This window comes from Nocardia sp. NPDC050793, from assembly GCF_040654065.1.
GTDB lineage: Bacteria > Actinomycetota > Actinomycetes > Mycobacteriales > Mycobacteriaceae > Nocardia.
Genome location: NZ_JBFAHG010000003.1, coordinates 367,882 through 389,529, shown reverse-complemented (window position 1 = coordinate 389,529; position 21,648 = coordinate 367,882). Strand labels below are relative to the sequence as shown.

The 21,648-nt window shown below is 70.7% G+C and carries 21 protein-coding genes and 1 pseudogene; 9 read left to right on the top strand and 13 right to left on the bottom strand.

From position 1 onward, the window contains the following. Position 1 precedes the first annotated feature (1 nt). Positions 2–1,405: an amidohydrolase family protein gene (locus tag AB0H50_RS12330; RefSeq protein WP_357450378.1), complete on the bottom strand. Its 1,404-nt coding sequence runs from the start codon at positions 1,403–1,405 to the stop codon at positions 2–4. A 122-nt stretch (positions 1,406–1,527) separates the two neighbouring features. Here AB0H50_RS12330 and AB0H50_RS12325 point away from each other — a divergent pair, with 122 nt between their 5' ends. The 4 genes from AB0H50_RS12325 to AB0H50_RS12310 all read left to right on the top strand — a co-directional run bounded on the left by AB0H50_RS12325 (position 1,528) and on the right by AB0H50_RS12310 (position 5,341). Further along, positions 1,528–2,529: a hypothetical protein gene (locus AB0H50_RS12325; RefSeq protein ID WP_357450375.1), complete on the top strand. Its 1,002-nt coding sequence runs from the start codon at positions 1,528–1,530 to the stop codon at positions 2,527–2,529. 259 nt (positions 2,530–2,788) lie between these two features. Next, positions 2,789–3,541 (top strand): hypothetical protein, encoded by a 753-nt coding sequence (locus AB0H50_RS12320; protein WP_357450372.1) that lies wholly within the window; start codon positions 2,789–2,791, stop codon positions 3,539–3,541. A gap of 374 nt (positions 3,542–3,915) precedes the next feature. Beyond that, positions 3,916–4,800 (top strand): ADP-ribosylglycohydrolase family protein, encoded by an 885-nt coding sequence (locus AB0H50_RS12315; protein ID WP_357450369.1) that lies wholly within the window; start codon positions 3,916–3,918, stop codon positions 4,798–4,800. Between the two features lie 199 nt (positions 4,801–4,999). After that, complete coding sequence (locus tag AB0H50_RS12310) at positions 5,000–5,341, top strand: hypothetical protein (RefSeq protein WP_357450366.1); 342 nt, start codon at positions 5,000–5,002, stop codon at positions 5,339–5,341. A 73-nt stretch (positions 5,342–5,414) separates the two neighbouring features. Here the strand turns inward: AB0H50_RS12310 and aztD are convergent, their stop codons facing one another. The 3 genes from aztD to aztB are packed head-to-tail and all read right to left on the bottom strand — an operon-like array spanning position 5,415 to position 9,504. Continuing rightward, a complete protein-coding gene (gene aztD / locus AB0H50_RS12305; RefSeq protein WP_357450363.1) occupies positions 5,415–6,575 on the bottom strand; it encodes a zinc metallochaperone AztD in 1,161 nt (386 codons plus the stop codon). A 32-nt stretch (positions 6,576–6,607) separates the two neighbouring features. Then, a complete protein-coding gene (aztC, locus tag AB0H50_RS12300; protein ID WP_357450360.1) occupies positions 6,608–7,516 on the bottom strand; it encodes a zinc ABC transporter substrate-binding protein AztC in 909 nt (302 codons plus the stop codon). Further along, positions 7,513–9,504 carry a zinc ABC transporter permease AztB gene (gene aztB, locus AB0H50_RS12295; RefSeq protein ID WP_357450357.1) on the bottom strand — a complete coding sequence of 664 codons (1,992 nt, stop codon included), beginning with the start codon at positions 9,502–9,504 and terminating at the stop codon, positions 7,513–7,515. The genes aztC and aztB overlap by 4 nt, the downstream gene beginning before the upstream one ends. Before the next feature lie 59 nt (positions 9,505–9,563). Here aztB and aztA point away from each other — a divergent pair, with 59 nt between their 5' ends. Next, positions 9,564–10,271, top strand: a complete 708-nt coding sequence (aztA, locus tag AB0H50_RS12290) for a zinc ABC transporter ATP-binding protein AztA (protein WP_357450354.1) — start codon at positions 9,564–9,566, stop codon at positions 10,269–10,271. Continuing rightward, a complete protein-coding gene (locus AB0H50_RS12285) occupies positions 10,256–10,687 on the top strand; it encodes a phosphotransferase (protein WP_357450351.1) in 432 nt (143 codons plus the stop codon). The genes aztA and AB0H50_RS12285 overlap by 16 nt, the downstream gene beginning before the upstream one ends. A gap of 95 nt (positions 10,688–10,782) precedes the next feature. Here AB0H50_RS12285 and AB0H50_RS12280 read toward each other — a convergent pair whose 3' ends face one another. From AB0H50_RS12280 to AB0H50_RS12265, 4 genes are all read right to left on the bottom strand, one after another. Continuing rightward, on the bottom strand, positions 10,783–12,039 hold the full coding sequence (locus AB0H50_RS12280; protein WP_357450349.1) for a hypothetical protein: 1,257 nt from the start codon (positions 12,037–12,039) through the stop codon (positions 10,783–10,785). Continuing rightward, positions 12,026–13,321, bottom strand: coding sequence for a hypothetical protein (locus AB0H50_RS12275; protein WP_357450346.1), 1,296 nt, complete (start codon positions 13,319–13,321; stop codon positions 12,026–12,028). The genes AB0H50_RS12280 and AB0H50_RS12275 overlap by 14 nt, the downstream gene beginning before the upstream one ends. Next, positions 13,318–13,641: a hypothetical protein gene (locus AB0H50_RS12270; RefSeq protein WP_357450343.1), complete on the bottom strand. Its 324-nt coding sequence runs from the start codon at positions 13,639–13,641 to the stop codon at positions 13,318–13,320. The genes AB0H50_RS12275 and AB0H50_RS12270 overlap by 4 nt, the downstream gene beginning before the upstream one ends. Before the next feature lie 313 nt (positions 13,642–13,954). Next, positions 13,955–14,248, bottom strand: a complete 294-nt coding sequence (locus AB0H50_RS12265) for a hypothetical protein (protein WP_357450340.1) — start codon at positions 14,246–14,248, stop codon at positions 13,955–13,957. 219 nt (positions 14,249–14,467) lie between these two features. Between AB0H50_RS12265 and AB0H50_RS12260 the strand changes: the two genes are divergently transcribed. After that, the gene (locus tag AB0H50_RS12260; protein ID WP_357450337.1) at positions 14,468–15,883 is read left to right on the top strand and encodes an MDR family MFS transporter; all 1,416 of its coding nucleotides are present in this window, start codon (positions 14,468–14,470) and stop codon (positions 15,881–15,883) included. A gap of 13 nt (positions 15,884–15,896) precedes the next feature. Here the strand turns inward: AB0H50_RS12260 and AB0H50_RS12255 are convergent, their stop codons facing one another. The 3 genes and pseudogenes from AB0H50_RS12255 to AB0H50_RS12245 form a co-directional block, all read right to left on the bottom strand. Continuing rightward, complete coding sequence (locus tag AB0H50_RS12255; protein ID WP_357450334.1) at positions 15,897–16,655, bottom strand: hypothetical protein; 759 nt, start codon at positions 16,653–16,655, stop codon at positions 15,897–15,899. After that, positions 16,652–16,861, bottom strand: coding sequence for a hypothetical protein (locus AB0H50_RS12250; RefSeq protein WP_357450331.1), 210 nt, complete (start codon positions 16,859–16,861; stop codon positions 16,652–16,654). Before AB0H50_RS12250 ends, AB0H50_RS12255 begins: the two co-directional genes overlap by 4 nt. A gap of 147 nt (positions 16,862–17,008) precedes the next feature. Beyond that, positions 17,009–17,896: pseudogene (locus AB0H50_RS12245) on the bottom strand (amino acid permease); the annotation flags it as partial. Between the two features lie 96 nt (positions 17,897–17,992). Here AB0H50_RS12245 and AB0H50_RS12240 point away from each other — a divergent pair. Together AB0H50_RS12240 and AB0H50_RS12235 are read left to right on the top strand one after the other, a co-directional pair. Next, on the top strand, positions 17,993–18,985 hold the full coding sequence (locus tag AB0H50_RS12240) for an LLM class flavin-dependent oxidoreductase (RefSeq protein ID WP_357450328.1): 993 nt from the start codon (positions 17,993–17,995) through the stop codon (positions 18,983–18,985). A gap of 115 nt (positions 18,986–19,100) precedes the next feature. Further along, positions 19,101–19,850 (top strand): siderophore-interacting protein, encoded by a 750-nt coding sequence (locus AB0H50_RS12235; protein ID WP_357450325.1) that lies wholly within the window; start codon positions 19,101–19,103, stop codon positions 19,848–19,850. Here AB0H50_RS12235 and AB0H50_RS12230 read toward each other — a convergent pair. Both AB0H50_RS12230 and AB0H50_RS12225 read right to left on the bottom strand, forming a co-directional pair. Further along, complete coding sequence (locus AB0H50_RS12230; protein ID WP_357450322.1) at positions 19,847–20,581, bottom strand: HD domain-containing protein; 735 nt, start codon at positions 20,579–20,581, stop codon at positions 19,847–19,849. The genes AB0H50_RS12235 and AB0H50_RS12230 overlap by 4 nt on opposite strands. A 64-nt stretch (positions 20,582–20,645) precedes the next feature. Continuing rightward, positions 20,646–21,593, bottom strand: a complete 948-nt coding sequence (locus tag AB0H50_RS12225) for a DJ-1/PfpI family protein (RefSeq protein WP_357450319.1) — start codon at positions 21,591–21,593, stop codon at positions 20,646–20,648. Between the last annotated feature and the right edge of the window lie 55 nt (positions 21,594–21,648).

Here is a 21,648-nt window from a genome sequence, read left to right as displayed (position 1 = left end):
GCTAGCGGTCGTCGACGCGACGACCTCGGACGTAGACCTGCGCGATCGTCGATTCGTCCATCCCCATCAGCAGCGCGAAGAGCGTCTGATCGCGCGCGAGGACCGGATCGTCGGATCGAACCCCTTGCGCCAGGGTGGCTTCCAGCGCCGGTGTGCCGGCGGGATCGACGACGAGGAAGTCGGCCTCCTTGCCCGCATCGAAGTTGCCGAACCGGCTCTCCATGTCGAGGGCGCGCGCACCGGCCAGCGTTCCGGTGAACAGCATCTCCGCCGGGTGCATCGAGACACCGTCCTCGCCCGGCTCGGAGATGTGCACCTTGAACGCCGCCGAGAGCACCCGCGGGATCGACCATTCGTCGCCGCCGCCGTAGTCGGTGCCCGCCGCCACCGTGACGCCCGAGGCGAGCGTCCGTTTCCACGGCATCGTGCCGGACCCCAGGAACTGTTGCGACACCGGGCAGTGCGCGATCGAACTGCCCGTCTGCGCCAGGCGCCGCAGTTCCGCGTCCTGGCAGTGCACGCCGTGCGCGAGGATGCTGCGCCTGCCGAGCAGGCTCTTGCCGCCCACCTGCGAGCCGGGCAGGAACTTCCCGTCGTAGGTGTCCAGGTAGGAATCCACCTCGTATACCTGTTTGGTGCTGTCGACCTCGCCGGTGCCGGGGCGGTTGTTCTCGTTCAGGTGGCTGTGGAAATAGACACCCCGATCGCGCACGGAGTCGTACAGCTCACCGAGGTTGCGCAGCGTTGTGCGGGTCACCGCCAGCGCGAAGCGCGGAACCACCGCCACGTGCAGCAGGGCCGTGTCGACGTGGCCGGTATCGACGGCATGCCAGGTGTCGATCTCCGATTCGGTCAGCCGGATCGCCTCGTTCTCGGAGGTGATCAGCGGCGCGACGGACTCCTCGCCCGTGGTCTGGATGCCCCGGCCGCTGACCATGCGCAGGCCGCGGCGGCGCGTCTCGGCGAACAGCGCGTCCTGGGCATGCGGGAAGGCCGAGCCGAAGACCAGCGCGGCGGTGGTGCCCGCCGCGAGGCGGCGGGAGCAGAACTCGACGGCCGCCCGCTGCGCGTACACCGGGTCGGCCAGCTGGGCTTCGGACGGGTAGATGCAGCGCGTGAGCCATTCGAGCAGCTGGCCGCCGCCGTAGGCGTCGCCCGCGAAGGTCTGCGGGAAGTGAATGTGGGTGTCGACGAAGCCCGGGAGCAGGAAGCCGGGGCGGTGGTCCATCGGGGGCACGCCGCGGAATTCGGCCGGGATCTCGTCCCTGGCGCCGCAGTAGGCGATCCGCCCGTCGCCGCCGACGATCAGGGCGCCGTCCGGTATCGACACCAGCGCGGCCGCCGCCTCCTGGACGGTCGGTTGTCCAGTGACGTGAAAGATGTGCCCCAAGTGGACTTGGCTCACGCGTCGAGCACAACACAGCGCGCGGCGCAATATCGGCGATTCCCACAAAAATATGCCTCTACCTGGGACCTGGATGACGGACTCCGCGAATTCTCGGCTACCTCGTGCCATACTCGTCAGGCATGACCGCAGAAAACGCTCGTGCCGGATCTGCAGTTCCCGACGCCTCGGCCGTCGCCGCCGCGCTGCAGGTCGCCCGCCGCGCTCCCTCCCTGCACAACTCCCAGCCCTGGCGTCTGATTTTCGACGGAAGGCGGCTGCACATGTACAGCGACCCCGACCGGTCGCTTCCGATGGCCGATCCGGAAGGACGCCAGCAGGTGATCAGCTGCGGCGCGCTGTTGCACCACACCAGGACCGCCTTCGCCGCAAATGGCTGGCATACCGAAGTCGTCCGGCTACCCGATCCGGCGCGGCCGCGCTATCTCGCCGCACTCGCCTTCCGGCCTTGGCCCGACCCGCCCGAGCGCATCCGCAATCAGGCCCGCATCATCGGGCGCAGGTACTCCGACCGGCTCCCGATGGACGCACCCGAGGGCTGGGACGCCCTCCTGCCCGGTGTGACGGAAGTGGCGCGCGCGTGCGAGATCACGCTCGACGACCTGCCCGACTCGGTGCGCGACAGGCTCGCCGCCGCCTCCGACCAGGCCGCGGCGCTGCGCCGCTACGACCAGCCGTATCAAAGCGAATTGCGCTGGTGGTCAGGGCATTTCGACACCTCCGAAGGCATTCCCCCGACCGCCCTCGCGACCGCGGCCGAGGCGGGGCGCGTGCCGGTTCGCCGCGACTTCCCCGTCCCGCCGGGAACCACCCGCAGGACGACGGACGAGGATCGAGCCCGGCTACTGGCGCTGAGCTCCTCCGGCGACACGCCCGCCCAGTGGTTGCGCACCGGCGAGGCACTGTCGGCGGTGCTGCTGGAGTGCACCGGCGCCGGGCTGTCGACGTGCCCGCTCACGCACATCACGGAGCTGCCCGCCGCCCGCCGTGTGATCGCGGCACTGATACCCGGCCACCTGCGCCCCCAGGTCGTCGTGCGAGTGGGCACCGCACCCGAGCCGGACCCCGTGCCGCCCACACCCCGTCTGCCGATCGAGGACATCCTGACCATCGCCGCCGAATAGTCAAGACGAGCCCCGGCATCGCCCCACAGCGAAGCGGACCGAGCAGGCAAAATCGCAAGGCTTGCCAACGACCGCGCGCGGATCACCGTCGACACCGGCACCCGCGGCCGCGCCTGGCGTTCGTGCGCTTTCGCCCAGGTCGTTACGCGAGTCGAGCAGGGCCTCACCCGCCGACGCCAGTACGCTGACCTCGCACGTCGACACCGGGCGCCTCGCGATCCCGGTCCGCCCTCCGGTACACACCTGTCAAGGAGTTCACTTGGCTCGGCAACGTCGCATCAACAGCCTGTCCGCGTCCCGCTGCGGCGCCATCGCCATCGCCGCGCTCGCGCTCGCGCTCACCGCGGGCATCGGCGCCGCCGCCGCGCGCCCCGTCGGCGCCTTCGACGTCGGCGGAGCCATCGAGGTCGAATACGACCGCGTGGGCGGGCCCGCCGTCCTCGGCGACCCGGTCACTCCCGAACACGACGCGGGCCGCGGCGGACGATTCCAAGCCTTCGAACGCAACGCGTCCGTCTACTGGCACCCCGAGGTCGGCGCCAACCAGATCGGTGGCTCGATCCGCGTCGAGTGGGGCACGTTCGGCTGGGAGAACGGCGTTCTCGGTTATCCCGTCACCGGGGAACTGGCCACACCGGGCAGGCCGGGCCGCTTCAACCACTTCCAAGGCGGATCCATCTACTGGTCTCTCGGCACCGACGCACACCAGATCGGCGGCGCCATCCGCGACAAATGGGGCGCTTACGGCTGGGAAGGCGGCGCGCTCGGCTTCCCCATCACCGACGAAGCCACCGCCGCCGCGGACAACGGCCGCTACAACCTCTTCGCGGGCGGCGCCATCTTCTGGTCCGCGAGCACCGGCGCCCACGTCGTCTGGGGCGCCATTCGCGACGACTGGGTCCGCGCGGGCGCCGAGAACGGCCGCTACGGCTACCCCACCGGCGATGAATACGACTACCAGGGCGGCAAGGCCCAGGACTTCCAAGGCGGCCGAATCACCTGGATGCCCTAGGCCTTTCGGGCGTCAGTTGCTCGTGGCGGTTCCGTTCAGCCGGAACCACCACGACTGCGCCGTTCGGAGAGCGGACATCCGAGGTCACCGCCGTGTCCGCTTCGGCACGGTTCCCAGCCGCCCGGCGCCGCCCTTGCCGAAACGAGTGGGTCTGACAGGTTCGGCTGGCGAAATCTCAGGTGCGCCAGAAAGATCCGTCGATCGCGGAAAATGGGACGACACGGGATCGCCGCGCGGGTAGAACGGTGAGAAGGCTGCTATCGGAAGATCGATGGCCGATCGTGCACGATCGTTTTCTTGGCGCCCACCGACTTCGCGATCGGTGAGCCGTCCTGGATATATAGCCGTAACACTGTGGCAGGTAAGAAAATTCGATGGAGCGCCGACCGTCCTGGTCGGTGATCCCGGCAGAAGGGGGCGGCGGGTTGCTGGTCGAATCGGCGGTCGGCGATGCGTACGGTGCGGGGTTCGAGTATGCGGATCCGGCGTTCGTGGCGGCGCACAACACACTGCGGGGCTACGTGCAGCATCCGAGGCATCTCGGCATCCGCCCTGGCGCGTACACCGACGACACCCAAATGACCTTGGCCATAGCCGAATTGCTGGTCGCCGGGAATCCGTGGACGCCACTGGAGCTGGCCAACCGATTCGTCGCGGCATTCCACCGCGATCCGCGTGAAGGCTACGCCGGACGGTTCTACGACTTCCTGCGCTCGGTGCACGACGGTGCGGAATTCCTGCGCCGGATCCGGCCCGACAGCGACAAGAGCGGCGCCGCCATGCGAGCGACGCCGATCGGCTTGCTCCCCACCGTCGACGACGTGCTGCACCACGCCGCGGTGCAGGCGGCGGTCACCCACGACACTCCGGCGGGGATCACCGCAGCGCAGGCGGCGGCGCTCGCGGTCCACTACTGCCACTACGAACTGGGCCCGGTGGCGAAACTCCCGCAGTGGATGGACGGTCACGTCCCGAACGGATGGTCGCGGCCCTGGCGCGGCAAGGTCGGCTCCAAAGGACGCATGAGTGTCGGTGCGGCACTCACCGCACTGTCCACCAGCGCCACGATGAGCGACCTGCTGCGCACCTGCGTCGCGTTCACCGGAGACGTGGACACCGTCGCGACGATCGCCCTCGCCGCCGCCGCACGCTCCCCCGAAATCACACAGGACCTTCCGGCCGTGCTGCTGGAGAACCTGGAGAACGGGACGTACGGCCGCGACTATCTCATCCACCTCAACAGCGAACTGCTCGGCTGAGAACACAGACGCACCCAAGGCCTGTCGACCTTTGTGCGCCTCCGGCATCCAATATCGACGAACGACCTACTCCGAATCGGATTCGACCAAGGCGCGAAGCAGATCGCGCAGGGTTCGCTGATCGGCGACGGAGAGTGAGCCGAGCCGCGATCGAGTGTCGAGGCGATCAAGACCGGGCGCACTCGTCGCACTGCCGCTCGTGAGGCGCTTCGTTCCCGCAGGGCCCGCTGCCGCATCGGGTTCCGTCTTCGGCGAGCTGCGGGTGTTCGCCGATCGCGACGTTCAGCTTGCGGTCGCACTCACGGCCGTGGGCAATCTCGGCGTGGTAGCGGTCTTCACCTACATCGCGCCGCTGCTCACCGAGGTCGCGGGATTCGCGGCGAGTGCGATGCCCGCGCTGCTGCTGGGCTATGGCATCGGCGCGGTGGCCGGAAATGCCGGGGCGCTGATCACCGCCCTCGGGGCAGCGCTGGCCGTCGCCATTCTGCGGCGCGACCGCCGTGCGAAGTCGCGCCGGCTCGCGCCCGCCCTGGCCGAATGACCCGCCGGCGCTGCCGCCTGCTTTGTGGCAGCAAGGTCCGCTTCACGGCTCCCGTGCGCGACCGACTCGGAAATCAGTGGACCAGAACGCCGCTCAGCTCGTTCGGGCTGTCCGGCAGGGCGACGGAGGCGGTGATCGTGCCGGTCGTCAGGTCGACGCGGTGCACCTTCTTGGTGGCGGGGTCCGAGACGTAGGCGACGGCGTCGCGGACGAACAGGGCCGGGCGCGCCTGCTGCCACTTCAACGGCTCCTGCCATGGGTCGATGACCGGGATGGTCCGGGTGAGCGTGCCCGCCACCGGGTCGATGACGTGGATGCGGCCGTCGGTGCCGAGCACCAGCGCCTCGCCCCGCGGGCCGCGGGCCAGCGAACGGAATGTGTAGCTGGTGCCGATGTCGACGAGGCGCAGCGTGCCGGTGGCCGTATCGATCAGCGAGACCTGCTGCGGCCGTTCGAGTTCCGCGTCCTTGTCCTTCTTGTAGTCGCCGAGCACGACGGTCGATTCCGGGCTGCCCGCCTGGTTGCCGATGCGACCGTACGGCGTGGGGGCGGCCACCTTGGTGATGACGCCTGCGCGGTAGACCAGCGCCCCGGTCTGGCAGCCGACGACCACGGCGTCGCCTTGGGCGACCGCCTCGCCGTGCACGCCGGGGCAGTCCTCGTTGCGGGCGATCTCCTTGCGCTGCGCGTCCAGCACGGCGATGCCTGTGCGCTTCTCCTCGGTGCCGAGCGTGACGACCAGCGAACCGTCGGCCAGCTCGATCGCGACGCCGTGGTGCGGAGCGGCCGACTTGTACACCTGGGTGGCGGGCTTGCCGCCCGACAGCAGCGCCGGGTCGAACGAGGTGACCTCGCCGGGGCCGTCGGCGAACAGTACTGTTCGCCCGGCGTGCCGAACCACGTGACCCGGTTTCGCACCGGGGAATTCGATGTCGGTGAACGCGGCCTCGGTGGCGTCGTAGACGCGGAACGCGTCTTTGTGCGACACCATCAGATGCCTATCGTCGCCCGCGGGGTTGAGCCGGTTGAAGCCGTCGAGCGCGGTGCTGCCCCGAAGTTCGAGCGTCGCGCCGTCGAGCACGTGGATGCCGCCGTCGTAGGTGACCGCGATCGGCTCGGCGATCCGCTTGCCAGCGGGTTCGGCCTCGTCCGAGCCGCATCCGGCCAGCGCGACGGCCGCGGTGAGTAGACCCGACAGCGCTAGCCCGCCGCGAGCCCGATACCGAAAGTGCATGTGGTGCTCCCTTTTTCGTCGTGACACTGCGTTCATGGGGCCAGCCCGCGCGCGATCGCCTCGGTGTTGGCGCGCATCATCTCCAGGTAGGTCGCGGCGCCACCGCCCGGCCCGGTGAGCGATTCCGAATGCAGCGGGACGACACGGACGTGCAGCCCGGCCTGTTCGGCGAGCACCCGAGCGAGGCGGTCGGGCTGGGCGGAGTCGGCGAAGATCGCGCCGACGCCCGCGGCGCGAACGGCCTCGGCGAGCCCGGCCAGGTCCGCGGGGCTCGGCGAGGCGAGCGTGGTGCCGCCCGGTATCACGGCGCCGATCACCTGGAGGTCGTAACGCTGGGCGAGATAACCGAATACGTGATGGTTCGTGACGAGCTTGCGCCGTTCGGCGGGGATGGCGGCGAATCGCTCGGTCATCCACCGGTCGAGCTCGTCGAGTTCGCCGAGGTAGCGTTCGGCGCGCTCGCGGATCGCCGCGGCGTCGATCTCCGCGACGTGCGCGATCACCTCGTCGCGGATCACTTCGACGGCGCGGCGCACCCGCCGCGGGTCGGTCCAGAAGTGCGGGTCGGGGCGGTCGGCGCCGACCTCGGGGCGGTAGCGCAGCGGGTCGACCCGTTCGCCGACCGCCACCGTCGCGATACCGGCGTGCGCGGCGGCGTCGACGTGGCGCTGCACGCCCTCCTCCAGGCCGAGACCGTTGTGCACGATGAGGCCCGCGCGCTCCATCCGCGCGGCCTGCTGGGCCGAGATCGCGAAGAAGTGCGGGTCGGCGTCTGGCTGCATGAGCACCGTCACCTCGGTCGCGTCACCCACGATCGCGGCGGTCAGATCGCCGAGAATGTTTGTGGTCACGATGATCTCGCGGCGCTCCGCACCGGAGGACAGGCATCCGGCGGCCAGCAGGACGGCGAGGATCAGGCCGAGACGCAGTGCCGCCCTCATTCGCCCGCCTCCGCCATCAGCGCGGGAGCGATGTCCAACGCGAAGGTCCTCGCGATGCGCAGATCGGAATAGTCGACCTCCAGCACCTGCCGCCCGCCCGGATCGTTGACGTATGCGCGGTGGGAATCGACCACGATCCCCGCGGCGGAGCCGGGTGCGACGAGCTGTTTGCGCGTGCGTTCGGTACCCGTCGCGGCGTCGTAGGCGTGCAGCACGCCGTCGGCCTTCAGCGCGAGCAGCGGCGCGCCCTCGCCCGCGGTGTTCGTCGCGAGCACCGAGCCGGTGTCCACGAAAGTCCATGTCCTGCGGCGGATGTCGAGCAGCCAGACACCGCGCTCCCCCGCTCGCGCGGCGAGCGTGGTGCTGCCGGGACGGTGGTGGAATTCGACCGCGCGTTCGTCGTCGGGGGCGGGTCGCGGGTAGGCGATCTTGGTCGCGGTGACGGCCCCTTCCTGCACGCCGACCACGAGTGCGCCGTCGGCGCAGCCGAAGACGACGCCGATCCGGGTCCTGGCCGTGCCGCGCGGCGCCGGGCACGTCTCCGCGACCGCGGCGACCACCGCGCCGTCGCGGCCGCGCACCTCCACCCTGCCGTCGGTCCGGCGCGCCACCACCGTGTGCTCGCCCGACGGCACGGCGGGCCCGTCCACCCGCGCAACACGATCCAGCGGCGAGCCCGTGTCCAGCGCGGCACGGTCCAGCAGGACGGTCTCGGCGTTGTCCAGCACGAGAGCGGCCACCGACGGGTCAGCGGCCGCCGCGACCACCGGTCCGCCGGGGTGCGCGCCGAGATCGCGGACCGGAGCCTTGTAGTAGTGGACGTGGTCGCCGTGGTCCACCAGCCAGGTCCCGGTGTCGACGATCCGAATCCCGTTGTGGGTCGAGAGATACCCGTAGCGGCCGTCGCTCGTCAGCCGCGTGACCCCCGGAGCGGGCGCGAGGTCGGTGACGTCTTCGGAGATCAGATCCAGCACCCGCACCGCTCCGGATTCCTTGTCCGCCAAGACGAGTCGCGGCTGGGGTTCGGCGGCCTCCTCCGCGCCCGCGAGGTAGCCGTGCGGCGTCGGTTCGGGCTCGTCGACGGGCCGCTCGGCGCCGCAGCCCGCGAGCGGAAGGACGGTCACGAGCGCCACCAGCGTTGCTACCGGACCGATCAGGTTGCCGGAGAACCGAATTCGGCTGCGCAGCGCGGAACCCAGTGCGGAAAGGAAGAACAGCGCCACCGCGACCGCCGCGATGGTGGCGCCCGCCGCGGTGCCGAGGTGCCAGGAGATCAGCAACCCGACGACCGTCGCCGCGGACCCGAGCAGCGCCGCCACCGCCATGACGACAGGAAGCCGGTGCGCCCAATACATCGCGGCGGCGGGCGGCGCGATGAGCAGACCGAAGACCAGCAGCGTGCCGACGATGTGGAAGGAGGCGACAATGGCCAGCGTGATCAGCCCGACCAGGGCCACCTGCGCCAGCTTCGGACGCAACCCCAGCGTGTGCGCGGTGCGCGAATCGAAGGCCAGCGCGACGAAGGCCCGGTGCCCGAGCAGCGCGACCGCGGCCGCGGCCAGCAGCGCGAGGGCCAGATAGACCAGATCCCGGTCGCGGATCGCCAGCACGTCGCCGAACAGGAAGCCGGTCAGGTCGACGGCGAACGACTGCGCGCGCGAGACGATCACGACGCCGATCGACAGCATGCCGACGAACAGCAGCCCGATCCCGATATCCGCCGAAAGCCGGGTGTTCCTGGTCAGCGCGGAAACCCCGAGCGCCATCGCGCCCGCGCTGAACGCGGCCCCAACCAACAGGTTCCCGCCGAGCAGCGCGGCGATCGCGATCCCGGGCAGCATGCCGTGCGCCATCGCGTCGGCGAGAAAGGCCATGCCGCGCACCACAACCCACGTTCCGGCGATCGCGCACAGGCAGGCGACGAGCAGACCGCCCCAGAGAGCCCGCTGCACGAACGACACCTCGAAAGGGGCGATCAACCACTCCATGAGGCGACACCATAGAATGAAAATGGTTATCATTACAAGTTAGCGACGGGAGACACAGCGTGCACCCAGCGGACCTGCGACTGGCGGGACTGTCGGCGGGCTACCGCGGGCGGACCGTGCTGGCGGACATCACCGCGACCATTCCGGCGGGCCGGATCACCGCGGTGCTCGGCCACAACGGATCCGGCAAGTCGACCCTGCTCGCCGCGCTCGCCGGCGTCCTGAAGCCGGTGGCGGGGACGATCGAACGGCCCGGTGTCCGGCGGACCGCGTTCGTGGTGCAGCACAGCACGGTGCCCGCGACGCTGCCGATCACCGTCCGGGAGACGGTCGCCATGGGGCGGTGGGCGCACCGCGGACCGTGGCGGCGGCTGCGGCGCGCCGACCACCTCGTCATCGAGGAGTGCCTGGCGCGGATGGACATCGCCGATCTGGCCGGACGCAGGCTCGACACCCTCTCGGGCGGGCAACGTCAGCGGACACTGCTCGCCCAGGCGCTCGCCCAGGAAGCCGACCTGCTGCTCCTCGACGAGCCCACCACGGGACTGGATTCGCAAGCGCGGCAACGGATCGCGGATCTGCTCGCCGACATCGGCGGTGTCACCGTCGTGCACGCCACCCACCAACGCGACGAAGCACTGCGCGCCGACCACTGTCTACTGCTGGAGAACGGCAGGCTGCGCGCCGAGGGCGATCCGCAATCGACGGTCGAGCTCGGTTCGGATCGGGAACGCGCTGCTGACGTCGAATCGTGTCCAGCGCGCTGACTCGATTCCGATCCGTTCTGCCCTCCGACGGCGAGTGGGAGCCGGTCGGCAGCGGAGAGTCGGGAGCCGCCGTATTCCGCGCCGCCGACGGCTCGCTGTACGCGAAGTGCGTCGCGGAGAACACGACGGCCGAGCTGGCACGAGAGCGCGACCGTTCCGAATGGCTTTGTACCCGTGGTATATCCGGGCCGCAGCCGCTCGAGTGGCGCGAGAAAGCCGACGCCGCCTGCCTGGTGACGAGCGCGGTACCCGGCGTGCCCGCCGACCGCGTGCCTGCCGAGACGCTAGCCGCCGCGTGGGAATCGATCGCCGACGCGGTCCGTCTACACGAACTGTCCACGGACACTTGCCCGTTCGAACGCGGCGTCACGACGATGTTCGCGAAGGCGCAGACGTGGTGGCCCGTGGCGCGGTGAACGCGGAGTTCCTGCCGGAGGAGCACTCGGACACGCCGCCGCCGGTGCTGCTGGCTCGGCTGGCCGCGCAGGTGGACCGGTGGCTCGCGCGGGAGTCAGGCCATCGAGATGCCGGTGATCACGGTCCGTCCGGTGACGGTCTTGGTGGTGATGATCTGGGTGAAGGTCTTCGGCAGCTGATCCGGATACTGCTGGGTGAGCCGAACTTCCCAGTGCGACTGCCCATCCCCCGCCCCTGCGGCGGTGCGGGTGATTTGCACGCAGTAGCGGGTGCCGACCGGCACCTGATCGATGCCGCGCTGGATCTGCTCGGCGGGCGGGACCGTCGCATCCGTGGCCACCACGGCGCGGGCCGCGATGCCCGAGCGTTGCACGTAGTAGGCGCGCTCGAAGGCCAGGATCGCCGAGGGGCCGTCGGTGGTGCCACCGACGCCGGTGCCCGAGACGACATCACCCGTGCGGCGCTGTTCGCATCCTGGAGTCGCCACCGCCGCCGGAGATTCTGGCCCGGTCGGCGTCGGCGACACGGTCGGCCTGGCGTCGTCGGCCGCGGGCGCCGAGCTCGTCGGCGTCGGCGCGGCGCGAGTTCCCGAGCTGGGCAGCACCGCCCACAGAATCGAACCCACCGCCACGAGCAGGCCGAGAACGATCAGCACCGCGAGGATCTTGTTGCCGCGCTCGGGCTGCTGCTCCTGCTGACGCGGACGGCGCAGCGCCGGACCGGGATTGCCGCCGGTGCGGTCGATGATCGCGGGGACCAGCGGTACGTCATCGTCGCCACCGCGCTCCGGTTCCGGCTCCTCGTCGACCGGAACCTGGATTTCGACGGTCGGCGACTCCGCGGGTTCCTCGGAGCGGATCGGCGGGTCGAGCCATTCGGCCCACTCGCCCATCCGTCGCGGCGGTTGGCGCACCGGCGGCGGCTCGGCCCGCGGCGGTTCATGCTCGTAGAACGGCCCCGGCTCCGCGAGCGGCGTTGCGGGGTGCGGTGATTCGGGCCCGTAGAACGGCTCCGGCATCGCGGGCGACGCGGCGCGCGGCAATTCGGGCCTGTAGGACGGCCCCGGCTCTGCGAGCGGCGTTGCGGGGTGCGGTGATTCAGGCCCGTAGAACGGCTCCGGCATCGGGCGCGGCGCAGCGCGCGACGGCTCGGGCGGATGTGGCGGTGTGCGCGGCGGTTCCGGCGCACGCAGCGGTGCACTGGACGACGACCCGGACCGACGCGCCGATGGCCGACGCCGTCGACGCTTACCGGTCGGCGGCGCGGGCAGGCGCAGCATCGGCAGCCCGGTGTCGAACGGATTCGGCTGGCCCTGCTGCTTGTTCGTCGGGCCCTGGTCAGGGCGCGTCATCGCCGAAGTCGCCGATCACGGCGGCCGGGACGGTCACCGATTCCGGAATCATCGCGGCCGCGGGAACCGTCACACCGAGCTGGCCGTCGCGCGGCCTGCGGTCTTGATCGCCGCCCATCGGCGGCGGCATCGCGACGCCGCCGTGCGTGCCAGGCTGTCCGGTCGGCTCGGGCGGTTTGGGCGGCCCGTCCTGCGGCGTGGACGGGATGATCGATGCGGGCGGCGCGGGCCTGGACTCCGGCTTCGGGGCGTCCGGTTTCGCGCTCGGGCCCGTCACGTTCTGCGACGGGTTCGACGGCGACGATCCGCCGCCGAAGTCGATCACCTTCGAAGGCGTACCGGACGTGCCGCCGTTGTTGGCGCCGTTCGTGGTGCTGCCCGGGTTGATCAGTTCTGGGATCGCCTTCTCGATCACCTTGTCCGCGGAGGCCGCCACGGTGTCCATGGCGTGCGTGCCGACTTCGACGATCTTGTCGATCAGATGCGTGCCGATGTCGACACCGGCGGAAATGGCCGAGGTGCCCAGCTGCACGCCCGCCGAGATGAGCTGCTGCTGCAACTGGAGCTGGGCGGCCTGCGCCGGATCCAAGGGCTGGCCCTGCACGGTGACGCCGGGAACGGCGGCGGGCGAGGTGCCGCCGACATACGGCTGGCTCGTGCCGCCGACACCGCCCGGTGCGGTGACGGTGAGCGGGCCCATCTCGTCCAATCGACGGGTGTGGTCGTTCATCTCGGTGCGCGCGGCGCCGACGGTGGTGATCGCGTCGCGCAGCGCCTGGGCCGCGCGCTCGATGACCGCGTCGGTGTCGGGCGCGGCGGTCGCGTTGCCGAGAATCACCCTGGCGTCGCGGCGGAAGTCGGCGATGATCTGGTCCACCCGGCGCGCGGCGCGCGCACTGGTGGCTTGGGCGTCGCCGAGCACCGACAGGTAGGCGGGGCCCCGATCGGAGATCTCGCCGATCTCGGTCTGGGTGGTGCGCAGTGCGGGCACGGCGGCGTCCGCGCCGCGCGAGGTCCAGGTGGACTCCAGCGCGTACAGACCGTCCCGGTGCGGGCCCTCGGAATCGGCGGTGTGCGTGGACGCGGCCGACAGCGCGCCCGTGATGGCCCGATCGGGCAGGGTGGCTCCGGTACCGAGCGTGGCGCGCAGCGAGAGCATCGGCTGCACCAGTGCCGCGACGATCGGCGGGTCGGAGGTGGGATCGTTGCTGACCACCGGCAGCGTATCGGTGCTGGTCTGTTCGGTGGGGCGCCGCCTGCGTAACGCGCTGAGCCGCCTCATGCCAGCTCCTCCTCGGTCTTCCCCAGAGCGGCGGCGGTCTCCGCGTCGCCGGTCTGCATGGCCGCGCCGTAGTCGCGCAGCACCTGACCGTAGGCGGCCACCAGCTGGCCCGCGGTGGACAGTGCCTGGGTGTGCTCGGACACCGCGGCGGTGAACCGCGCGACGAACTCCGCGCCGACCATGCCGAGATCGGCGTCGAGCTTCTGCGGGTTCACCGCGCCGGACGCGGCGGCCGATGCCTGCGCCAGCTGTTGCGCCACGGTCTCCGCTATCGCGGTGTAGGCGGCCATCGCCGCCGGGTCGAGCTTCAGCGTGTCCATCGTTCCCCCTTCACGGAAAACCAAACTCTCGCTGTCGCATCACGGTTGAGCCGAGCTTAACGGTCCGGTCCGACATCGCGCCGGATCACCGCGAAACACCGGCGGCACCGCCTGGCCGTGCCGAGCGGGTGTGTGCCCATCGCCGATGATGTGCGTCCGCCTGGTTCGCGACCTGCGTCCCATAGTCGCACGACTCGCCCCGAGATCGTCGCTCTGTCTTGCAATCCGGGACGGAACGGACCCGATACCGCACGGCGGGAACGCTTTCCGAGCCGTACGACCTGGGCTTTCCCGAGACAGATCGGTCGACCGATCAGCGGGACAGGTCCGGCCACGGCGGGCGCCGGACGATCGCGAGCAAGCCGAGCGTCACGGCCACCAGACCGATCGTCTCGCCGAGAAGGGCGATCCGGCCCGCGTCGACGGCCGGCGTCCAGGTGGCCTGACCGTCCTTGACGACGAAGACGCCGAGCGGCCGCGCCGTGCCGCGCAACCAGCCGACCCGCGCGGCGGTGACGATGACCGACCCGTCGGCGGTCTCCTGCGGAGTCCCGAAGACGAGCGCGCCCGCCGACTCCGCCACGCCGAGCTGTCCTCGCAATGACATTCCGGCCCCTTCGCTGTCGAGATCGGATCGCGCCGCGCCACGGTAGGCCGAGCGACCAAGCCAGCCTACTGGCCGGAGCGGGAGGAAGGCCGTCGAAATTCGCCTCGCGTCCGATCGGCGGGCTGCGTCGAGTGCCCCCGGAAATTTCCGTGCGGGAATAGCTGGGCCGGGGATACGTTCGTTCGAGATGCTTAGTCGAACGAACGAAAGGGGCCGCCGGTGGCGACCGAGACCACGCAGTCGTCCATCGGCCTCCGGTCCGAACGCGGGGCGATTCTCGGGTCGCTGATGCTGTCGACCGGGCTCGTCGCCCTCGATTCGACCATCATCGCCACCGCGGTGCTGTCCATCACGGACAGCCTCGGCGGGTTCGCCCAGTTCCCCTGGCTCTTCTCGATCTATTTGCTCGCGCAGGCCGTGACGGTGCCGATCTACGGCAAACTCGCCGACACGGTCGGACGCAAACCGGTGATCCTGTTCGGCATCGCGGTGTTCGCGCTGGGTTCGCTGCTGTGCGGGCTCGCGGGCAGCATGCTCGCGCTGATCGTCTTCCGCGCGGTGCAGGGCATCGGCGCGGGCGCCATCCAGCCGATGACCATGGTGATCGCGGGCGACCTCTACACACTGACCGAGCGCGCCAGGGTACAGGGCTATCTGGCCAGCGTGTGGGCGATGTCCTCGGTGGCGGGTCCGTTGCTGGGCGGTGTGTTCGCCGACTTCGTCAGCTGGCGCTGGATCTTCCTGGTCAACCTGCCGCTCTCGGCGGTCGCCGCCTGGATGCTGGTGCGCAGCTTCACCGAGCGGACGGTACGGCGCAGCCAGGACATCGACTATCTCGGCGCCGCCCTGCTGACGCTGGGCGCGGGCGCGATCATCCTCGGCCTGCTCGAAGGCGGGCAGGCGTGGGCGTGGTCCTCGCCCGCGAGCATCGGCATCTTCGCCGGAGGCGGTCTCGTGCTCGTCCTGTTCGCGCTCGTGGAGCGGCGGGCGGCCAATCCGATTCTGCCGCTGTGGGTCTTCACCCGCAGGGTGGTCGTGGCGAGCAGCCTGGTCTCGGTGCTGATCGGCGCGGTGCTGATCGGCCTGACCTCCTACGTGCCGACCTTCACCCAGGGCGTGCTCGGCACCAGCGCGCTGGTCGCCGGGCTCACCGTCGGCGCGCTGACCCTCGGCTGGCCGCTGGCCGCCTCCCAGGCCGGAAAGGTCTACCTACGCATCGGCTTTCGCGGCAGCGCCCTCATCGGCAGCGGACTCGCCGCGCTGGGAGCCGCGTCCACGATGCTCATCGATGAGCACTCCACGCTGTGGCAGATCTCCGCGTCCTGTTTCGTGATCGGCGCCGGCATGGGCTTGGTCGCGACGCCGACCTTGATCGCCGCGCAGACGAGCGCCGAATGGTCCGAGCGCGGGGTGGTGACCTCGGCCAATATGTTCGCCCGCTCGATCGGCAGCGCCGTCGGCGTCGCCGTGTTCGGCGCGATCGTCAACTCGAGGGTCGGCGAAACCGACCATCCCGCCCCGCATATCTTGGCCTCGGCGGTGCACTTGGTCTTCGTGACGGTCGCGGCGATGGCCGCGGTCATGCTGGTGGCCTCGGCCATGATGCCGCGCCGCAGCGCAGACGGCACGACCTGATTCCGGCACCTGGTCACTCCGTGACGCGGCGGCCTTCGATCTCGGCGAGAGCGCGGTCGCGCTGGACGGTGGGCAGGCCGGTGGCCGCCCCGCGCACGGATCGAACGGCGTCCGGTGAGAGCGCGGCAAGGGTGGTGTGGAACTCGGCCCATAGATCGTGATCGGCGGTCGCGGAAAGCATGTCCGCGAGCTTCGATTCGGGCACGAGCCCGACGAAGCGCTCGAGCTGCACGGCCTGGTCGACCAGGAACGCCGTGCGGGTCAGCGCGACCCCGTCCAGTCCCGCGACGGTGGCGCGCGCCGTGTCGTCGGAGACCGACGACATCAGATCGCCCAGCGTGATCCAGTCGCCGCGCGCGGCGAGTCGCTCGGCGACGGCCCGCACGGTGGCCGGGGGCAGCCCGGCGATGATGGTCGCCGCGTGGCGGGCGTCGAGCTGAGCGGCGATGTCGGCGAGAAAATCGACGGGCAGGCGTTTGGCCACCTCCACCGCGTGCCCCGGGTCGAGCACCGCCGACATCTTGGCGGCCAGCAGCGCGTTGTGGTGGCGGCCGACCAGCTTGACCAGGATCGGTGTCGGAATGACCTTGGCGGCGCGCGCCATTCGACGCAGCCCGAAGGCCTGGTGGTCGAAGAGCATGTCGGCGACCTGCATACGGAACTGACGCAGTTCCACATCGGGCACGTCGGCCAGGTATCCGAGGTCGTCCACCGGAACGCGCAGTGTCCGCGCCAGTTTGACCAGCTGCGGGCCCACGGTCGGGACGGTCACCGCCCCACCGCCTTCTTCACCGGGCCGCGCAGCATCCGCGGCAGCAGATCCAGCAGGGAGATCGCCGCCGCGTGCAGCTCGTCGAACTGCTTGGCCTCCGCGCGCTCCACTGTCGCGGCCAGTTCGGCCCTGCGGTCCGGCGGCAGCGCGGCGATGGACGGGGGCAAGTCGCCGGGGATCAGTTCGGCCAGCGTTTTCTGCGCCATCGCTACCTCCGTGCATCGGACGGATCGGGCTCGCGGCCCCCTTCGACCAACCGTAGCGAACGTGGCCGGAGGACGGATCGCCCCGCGCCGGGCGGACGCGGGGCGATGTGTTCCGACAGCGGTCTACCGGGTTCGATGCCCGGCGCGTCACCGCACCGAGACATCCTCCTTCTCGCGCACACCGCCGCCGAACTTCTCCATCGCCACGTAACCGGCGCACACCAGCACCGCCCACACGACGCCGACGACGATCGCGGTGCGTCCGCTCTCGGTCCAGAACAGCAGGACCACGACGAGACCGAGGAAGGCCAGCGCCGCCACCGACGTCACCGGCGCGCCGGGCAGGCGGTAATCGCTGGCGGGCAGCAGGCCGCGGCTGACCTTGGCGCGGTAGAGCAGGTGGCTGACCAGGATCATGCCCCAGACGAAGATGATGCCGATGGTGGAGACCGAGGTGATGTAGGCGAACAGCACGATCTGCAGCACCAGCAGGGACTGGCCGAAGCCGTTCGGGAACACGCCGCCGTCGTTCCACAGGTTCGTCACGGTCGGGTCGGTCGCGTGGCCGATGCCGAAGACCAGCACGGCGATGCCGATGCCGATCATGGCCAGGATCGCGGTGACCTTGATGGCGGAGAACCAGAACTCGCCCTCGCCGAACAACCGCACCGAGATCATGTTCGCCGCGAACATCACCCCGAGCACCACCAGCGCGGTGATCCACGGCTCGATGTCGAACCAGTACTGCACGTACTTGCCCGCGACGGTGATCTCGGCCATGCAGGTCGCGACCCATACCGCCCAGTACGTCCAGCCCGTCACGAAACCGGCGAAGCGGCCGAGGAATTCGTGCGCGTATTCGGCGAAGCTGCCGGAGACCGGCCGGTAAGTGAGCAGTTCGCCGAGCGCGCGCATGATCACGAAGATCGCCAGGCCCGCGGCAAGGTAGGCCAGGATCAGCGCGGGCCCGGCCTGTTCGATGGCCCCGCCCGCGCCGTAGAAGAGGCCGGTGCCGATGGCGCCGCCGATGGCGATCGTCTTCCGCGCCCTCGGCGCCGACCGCTGACGCGCCGGAAATAGGTCGGCGACGCGGGACGTTGCACCGGTGGCCGTCTGCTATGGAGGAGCCGCATGATCGACGTCCCGCTGTCCGTTCTGGATCTCGCACCCGTGCAGGCCGGCGCGAGCCCCGGCGAGGCGCTCGCCGCGACGACCGAATTGGCCCGGCGGACCGAGGAATTGGGCTATCAGCGGTTCTGGGTGGCCGAGCACCACAACATGCCGGGCATCGCCAGCTCCTCGCCGAGCGTGGTGATCGCGCACCTGGCCGCGGCTACCGCGCGCATCCGGGTGGGTTCGGGCGGTGTCATGCTGCCCAACCACGCGCCGCTGGTGGTCGCCGAACAGTTCGGCACCCTGGACGCCCTGCATCCGGGCCGGATCGATCTCGGCATCGGACGCGCCCCCGGCACCGACCAGGCGACCGCGCTCGCGCTGCGGCGCACTGCCGAGGGGCTGTCAGCGGAATCGTTCCCCAGCGAGCTGGCCGATCTGCTGCGGTACTTTCGCGGCGTTGGGCCGGGCGGCATCACCGCGACGCCGGGGCGCGGCGCGGCACCGGAGATCTGGCTCCTCGGGTCGAGCGGCTACAGCGCGCAGGTGGCGGCGGTGCTCGGGGTGCGCTTCGCCTTCGCGCACCACATCAGCCCGACGAACACCGAGGCCGCCCTCGCGCTCTATCGCGACAACTTCCGTCCCTCCGAGCAGCTGGAGCGGCCGCACGCCATGGTCGCCATCTCGGCGATCTGCGCCGACACCGACGAGCGCGCCGACGCCTTGGCCCGCCCGCGCGACCTCGCCTTCCTCTACCTGACCTCCGGCAGGGCGCGGGCGCTGCCGACGCCGGAGGAGGCCGCGGCCTTCCAGCCCTCCGAGCGGGAGAGCCATTTCATCGCGCAGCGCCGCGCGGGCCAGGTGATGGGCTCGCCGGAGACGGTGCGCGCGCAGCTCGACGACCTGCTGCGCCGCACCGAGGCCGACGAGCTGATGCTCAACACCCTCGTCTACGACATCGAGGACCGCGCCCGCTCCTTCGAGCTCGTCGCCAAGGTCGCGGCCGCGTAGTGCGGCGAAGTCTCCGGGCCACGCGACGAGCGGCGGAACGGCACACCCCGCACCGCCCCGAATCCAGGTACGGTTGGTAAGGCATACCTAAATCATCGACCGCCCGGAGGTTACCTTGGCACGCCCCCGCACCACCCTCACCGTGCTGCGCACCGAATGGCTGACCCCGCACCTGATCCGCGTCCACTTCGGCGGTCCGGGTTTCGCCGCGTTCCGGCCCAGCGAATTCACCGACTCCTACGTGAAATTCATCTTCCCGCGTGATGGAGTCGATGTACTGCGCACCTACACCGTCCGCTCGGTGGACGCCGACGCCGGAACGCTGGCCGCCGACTTCGTCTTCCACGGTTCGGAGGGCATCGCGGGGCCGTGGGCGGCGTCGGTGCAGCCCGGCGAGACCATCGACCTGTACGGCCCTGGCGGCGCGTACACCCCGCGCGCCGATGCCGACTGGCACCTGCTCGCCGGAGACGAGGCGGCGCTGCCCGCGATCGCTGCCGCCTTGGAGGCGATGCCCGCCGACGCCGTCGGCCACGCCTTCGTCGAGGTGTCGGGACCCGACGACGAACTGAAGCTCGACAAGCCGGAGGGTGTCGAGTTCACCTGGCTGCACCGCGGCGCACGACCCGCGGGCGAGCTGCTCGCCGAGACCGTGCGGGCCACCCCGTGGCGCGACGGTCGCGTCCAGGTCTTCATCCACGGCGAGGCGCAGGCCGTGATGCACGACCTGCGCCGCTACATCCGCAGGGAACGGCAGGTGCCCGCGGAGTGGGCCGCGTCGATCTCGGGCTATTGGCGCCGCGGCCGCACCGAGGAAGGCTTCCGCGAATGGAAGGCCGACCTGGCCGCCAAGGAAACGGTCTAGTCGCCCCAGCCGCCGGTCGCCAGGATCGCGTCCCAGGTCAGGTAGGGCAGTTCCGGGTGTCGTTGGCGGAGGATGTCGCCTGGCAGCGAGCCGGGCGGCGCCTTGTGCGGTTTCGCCAGCGCCTGCGTTTCGACGGAGTCGGCGAGGGCGCGGCTGCCGCCCAGCCTGGGGTAGCGCGCGTGCACCAGGTCGGCGTAGCCGGGCGGTAAGTCGGCCGGGCTGCCGCCGAGGTCGATGCCGATGCCTTGCACCGCGATCCAGATCTCCGGGCGGCGCCTGCGGCGGTAGACGGGTGAATCGCTGAGTCCGGAGGTGTGCGCGGCGATCGCGTCCCAGACGACGTCCACCCGGTCGTCGGTGACACCGTTGTCCTCCAGGAAGCGGGCGGCGTAGTCCGCGCCGTCGACCTCGAAACGCTGGTCGCCGTTGGCGATCTCGCCGAGGCCGATGTCGTGCAGCGCGCAGATCAGATACATCAGCTCCTCGTCGTAGCCGGTTCCGGGCGCCAGACCGTGCCCGGCCGCGACGGCCCGGCTGAACAGGTAGCCGCGCACGCTGTGATTGCGCAGGTGCGGCGCAAGCTCCCGGTCGATCAGTTCGGTGGCGCGGCTCGCCAGCGGCGTGGACGGCAGGGCGAGCGAATCCGCCTGCGCCGCCGCGTGATCGGCGGTCCAGGCGAGCGCGGCGCCGGCCAGACCGGCGCCGAGAGCGGCGCGACGTGACATGGACATGGGTCTCCCCTCGTTCGGTGAAAAGCACCGCGACGCCGCGGGATACGGCGTGCGGGACGGGAATTCAGCGCACTGCGGCGCGGAATCTGTTGCGGTAATCGGTCGGCGTGACGCCGAGCCGTTTCAGGAAGGTGCGGCGCATGGTCTCCTCGGAGCCGAGCCCGCTGCGCCGGGCGACGGTCGACACGCCCTCGTCGCCCGCCTCCAGCAGGCGCTGGGCCGCCTCGATCCGTGCGCGCTCCACGTACTGCGCCGGGGTCATGCCGATCTCCTTGCGGAACAACCTGGTCAGATGGCGTTCGCTCACCGCGGCGCGGGTCGCGAGCGCGGCCAGGCTGTGATCGGCCGCCGGGTCGGCGACGACCGAGTCCATCGCCGCACGCAGTCCGCCCGCGCGTGGCGTCGCGGTACCGGTGTGCAGGCTGAACTGCGACTGCCCGCCCGGTCGGCGCAGAAACACCACCAGATGCTTCGCGATCGACCGCGCCGCCTCCGGCCCGTGATCCTCCTCGACCAGCGCCAGCGCCATGTCGATGCCCGCACTCACACCCGCCGAGGTGACGATCCGTCCGTCGCGCACATAGATGGCATCCGGCTGCACGGCGATGCGCGGAAACCGTTGCGCCAGTTCGGCACACGCCAGCCAATGGGTCGTGGCCCGCCGTCCGTCCAGCAGACCGGCCTCGGCCAGCACGAAAGCGCCGGTACAGACCGACGCCACCCGGCGCGCGTCCGCCGCCGCGGCGGCAACGGCGTGCACCAGCTGGGGCGAAAGCGCTTCGCCCACCGCGTATCCCGGCACGATCAAGGTGTCGGCGCGGGCGGCGAGGTCATCGATGGTCCCCTCCACACCGAGCGGCGCGCCGACGTCGGTGCGCGCCGGTGCGCCGTCCGGTGAGGCGAATCGGATGCGGTGGCCCGCCCAGTGCAGGACCTGCACCGGTCCGGCGACGTCGAGCAACAGCACGCCGTCCGCGATCGCCACCACCACATCGCCTCGATCCGATTCCATACGCCCAGTCTGGGCGGGCGCGGTCATGTCCTCAAGGACACGCAACCCTCGGATC